The following is a 372-nucleotide window of genomic DNA, read 5'->3' as shown; positions in this document are numbered from 1 at the left end:
ACCGGAGCGATCCGGGTCGAGCCGGACCGGATGCACGTCGTGCTCCCCCGGCTGGGCCGGTTGAAGCTGCACGAGTCGGCCCGCAAGCTGGCCCGCCGCGTCGAGGCCGGCACGGCCCGGATCATGTCCGCGACCGTGCGCCGGGACGGCGGGCGCTGGCACGTGTCGTTCACGGTCGGAGTCGAACGCGCCGAGCGGGCACCGGCCCGGCCCTCGTCGGTGGCCGGTGTGGACGTCGGGATCAAGCACCTGGCGGTGCTGTCCACCGGGGAGCTGATCGGCAACCCGCGCCACCTGGTTGCCGCCCAGCAGCGCATGCGCGCCCTCGGGCGGGCGTTGTCGCGTAAGACCGGCCCGGACCGGCGCACCGGC

The 372-nt window shown here is 75.5% G+C and carries 1 protein-coding gene; it reads left to right on the top strand.

Annotation, left to right across the window (positions count from 1 at the left end; all coding sequences use genetic code 11):
* Window positions 1-372: transposase (locus tag ADL15_RS20580; protein ID WP_157441481.1), on the top strand; the 372-nt coding region annotated here is incomplete at both ends.

This window comes from Actinoplanes awajinensis subsp. mycoplanecinus (genome assembly GCF_001509495.1).
In the GTDB taxonomy this organism is placed as follows: Bacteria; Actinomycetota; Actinomycetes; order Mycobacteriales; family Micromonosporaceae; genus Actinoplanes; species Actinoplanes palleronii.
This window is presented reverse-complemented; position numbering and strand designations above follow the sequence as displayed.